Here is a 3,233-nt window from a genome sequence, read left to right on the forward strand (position 1 = left end):
GCCCCCAGGGACGGGACGGGAAGGGGCGGCGGGGGCGAGGAACAAACGTCTCCCTACTCCGCCGACGCCGTCGTCTTCAGAGCCAGCCACAGCTCCATCCGCACATCCGGATCATCCAGAGACCGCCCGAGAATCTCCTCGACCCGCCGCATGCGATACCGCAACGTATGCCGATGCACCCCAAGATCCGCCGCAGCCGCATCCCACTGCCCATGCCGCGACAACCACGCCCGCAACGAGGCGACAAGATCCCCCCGCCCGGTGGCGTCATGCTCGTACAGCGGCCTGAGCAGCCCGTCCGCGAACGCCCGCACCGCGTCATCCGCAAGCAACGGCACCACGGACCCCGCGGCCAGATCCTCGTGCTCGACGAGCACCCGCCCCCGCCGCCGGGCGACGGACAGGGCCTGCTCGGCCTGCTTGTAAGCGGCCCCCGCGGCGATGGGCCCGGCGGGAGCGGAGATCCCGACGACCAGCTCGTCCTCGTCGCCGGCCTGCTCACCGCCGCCCTGAGCAGCCCCGACGGCCTCGGCGTACTGGGCGCAGGCGGCAACGACCGCACCCCGATCCGCGGCGAGCACCACGAGCCGCTCCCCGTCGGGCACGACGAGCACGGCCTCGCCGGACCGGGCGGCGGCGGACTCCACGACCTCACCGAGCCCGCCCACGAGATCACCGCCGGCCTCGGCAAGAACGGCGGCGGCCTCGGCGCTGACCGTGGCTCCGCCACCATCCGCGTCCGCGTCCCCGGCCCGAGCCCGGGCCCGCCCGGCGGAAGCCGACGCGGCCTCGGCCAGGATCATCCGGTAGGGCGCGTCCAGCAGCCCCCCGTACAGGTCCCCGGCGACCCCCCGCGCATGATCCGGCTGCCCCGCCAGCAGCATCCGCAGCACGGCCGCACCGATCCGCTGCTCGGCGGCGTACAAGGAGCGGGACCGTTCCGTGGTCAGCGTCAGCAGGGCGATGGCCGAGTGCACGGCGTAGCGCTCGGCCGTACCCAGCGCGGCGGCGGTCCCCACGGCAAGCGCGGCCCGGGCCCGCCGGCCCGTCCCGAGGGAGTGCAGCTCGACCCGGTCCTCGCCGCTCCCGTCCCCGCCGTCACCACCCTCACCGTCACCCGCGCCGCCGCCGACGACGGAACTCGCGGGCGCGGCCCGCTCCCGCAGCCGCTCCACGTCACCGGTGATCCGGGCGGCCCGCCGCCCCGCCCACTCGGGCGCGGTGGCGACGACGGCGCCGGACGCGTCGTACAGGGCGGCCCACCCGTCCACCTGCGAGGCGAGCGCGGTCAGCAGCCCTTCGGGCCCGTCGCTCAGCGCCTGCTTGGTCAGTTCCCGCTGCGCCGCGAAGCCTGCCGTCACCGCCCGGTACTGATCGGCGGCGATGGCGGCGGACACGGCCTTGCTGATGGCGAGGAACGGCGTGCGCCGCGGAACCTCCAGCAGGGGCAGCCCCTCGCCCTCCGCCGCGTCGACGAGCGCCTTGGGCGTCTCTTCGTAGTGCACCCCGACGGCGAAGCCGAGCCCGGCGACCCCCGCCCCGACCAGCCGCTTCACATACCGCCGCATGGCGTCGGCGTCCTCCGCGTCGAGCTTGAGCGCGGTGATGAGGAGCAGTTCCCCGCCCTCCATGTACGGCACGGGGTCGGTGAGCTCGCTGGCGTGCACCCAGCGGACGGGGGTGTCCAGCCGTTCCCCGCCCGCGCGCACGGTGAGCTTGAGCGCCGAGTGATGGACGAGCGAGGCGAGCGTGGGGGGCATGAGGCCTTCAGGTCTTCGGAGCTTCACAGGTTCTTCGACGGTCGCGGGCGATGTGATCCTTGCGATCCTTTGGCCGCAGCGTATGAACGACCTATGTCGATTCTGCCTCACCGTACGGTCGGCCCGTGACCATATGTCCGGACGTCCCGCTCGGCGCAGCCGTCAAATGTCCCTCAGGAGCCCGTGGCTTCCCACACCCGCCTCAACTCCGCAGATCCACCAGCAGCGGGGGCGCGTGCTCCCCGCGCACGCTGGTGAGCGAGAGCACCGCGTGCCCCGGCGGCACCCCGTGCGCCAGCTCGGACGCGGACCACCGCTCACGCTCGACCTGCCGCACGGTCACGGCCCGGGCGGTGGGCGCATTGCCGGTGATCACCCGTCGCAGCATGTGTACGGCCTTGCCGGCCGGCGTCTCGGCGATGATCTGCCGGTCGGTGACGTCCCGCGCCTCGGTCCACTCCTTGCCCCACACCTCGGCGAAGTCCTGTCCGTCCCACGGCGTGAGCCCGGACAGCGCCATCCGGCACCCGATCGCGCCGAGCAGCGGCGACCGCAGCGGCCGGGGTACGTCGTCGAGCGTGCGCAGCGTCATCACGACCCCGGCGTTGGCGGACCGCAGCCGCTGAATGCCCCGTACGGCCTCGGGCGTGATGACCCCCGTGGCGTCGTCGAGTACGAGACAGGCGAACAGCGACCGGTCCTCCCGTACGGCGACGCTCGCCGCGAACTGGGCGAGCACGAGGCGCGCGAGCATCCGGGAGGCGTCTGCGTGGCCGCGCTCGGGCAGGTCGATCCGCACCCGCACGGGGTGGTCGAGGGCGCGCAGGGAGAAGGGGCGGGACTGCCCGGACGTGTCGAAGAATCCGGCGAACGCGGGGCGGTCGAGCAACGCCACCCGATCGGCGAGCACACTCCCCACATCTCCTGGATGCCCCAACTGCCGCTCCCGTGCGTCGAGTTCGCGCAGCAGGGACTCCTGGCCGCCCTCGGTGAGCGCCTTGCGCAGGGCGCCGAGCGGTCCGGGCGAGCCGTCGAGCAGCTGCCTCAGCTCGGGCACGGACGGGAAACGCCCGTGCACCCCCCGGAACGGCCCGAGCAGCTGGGCCAGCACGGTGGTGGACCGCCTGCTGTCCGCCCCGGGATGCGGATCGGCGAGGTCCCCGACGAGCGCCTCGGCCAGCACGGCCGCCGCCTCGTCGGGGTCGGTGGTCCCGCCGTACAGATCGAGGTCGTACACGGACTCGGGATTGCCCACCCGCACCACGACGTCGTACGCGTCCACCGGCCCGAGCCCCGCCCCCGCGGCCCCGACGACGACCACGGCGGCCCGCCCCGCGAGCGCGTGCAGGCACAGCGACTCGGCGAGCGGCCAGACGACCCCGCCCGTCTTGCCGGACCCGGCGGGCCCGACCGCGAGCAGCGAGGTGCCCAGCAGGTCCGGTCCGAGCGCGAGGCCGGTTCCGCGGTAGGAGT

At 74.2% G+C, this 3,233-nt stretch carries 1 protein-coding gene and 1 pseudogene; both read right to left on the minus strand.

Translation table 11 applies throughout. The features are described 5' to 3' along the window. Window positions 1–53: 53 nt before the first annotated feature. Window positions 54–1,760 (minus strand): PucR family transcriptional regulator, encoded by a 1,707-nt coding sequence (locus tag AOK17_RS44495; RefSeq protein ID WP_055618352.1) that lies wholly within the window; start codon window positions 1,758–1,760, stop codon window positions 54–56. A gap of 202 nt (window positions 1,761–1,962) precedes the next feature. Next, a pseudogene (locus tag AOK17_RS44500) lies at window positions 1,963–3,233 on the minus strand (ATP-binding protein); the annotation flags it as partial.

The sequence above is a fragment of the Streptomyces phaeochromogenes genome, from assembly GCF_001418655.1.
Classification (GTDB): Bacteria; Actinomycetota; Actinomycetes; order Streptomycetales; family Streptomycetaceae; genus Streptomyces; species Streptomyces phaeochromogenes.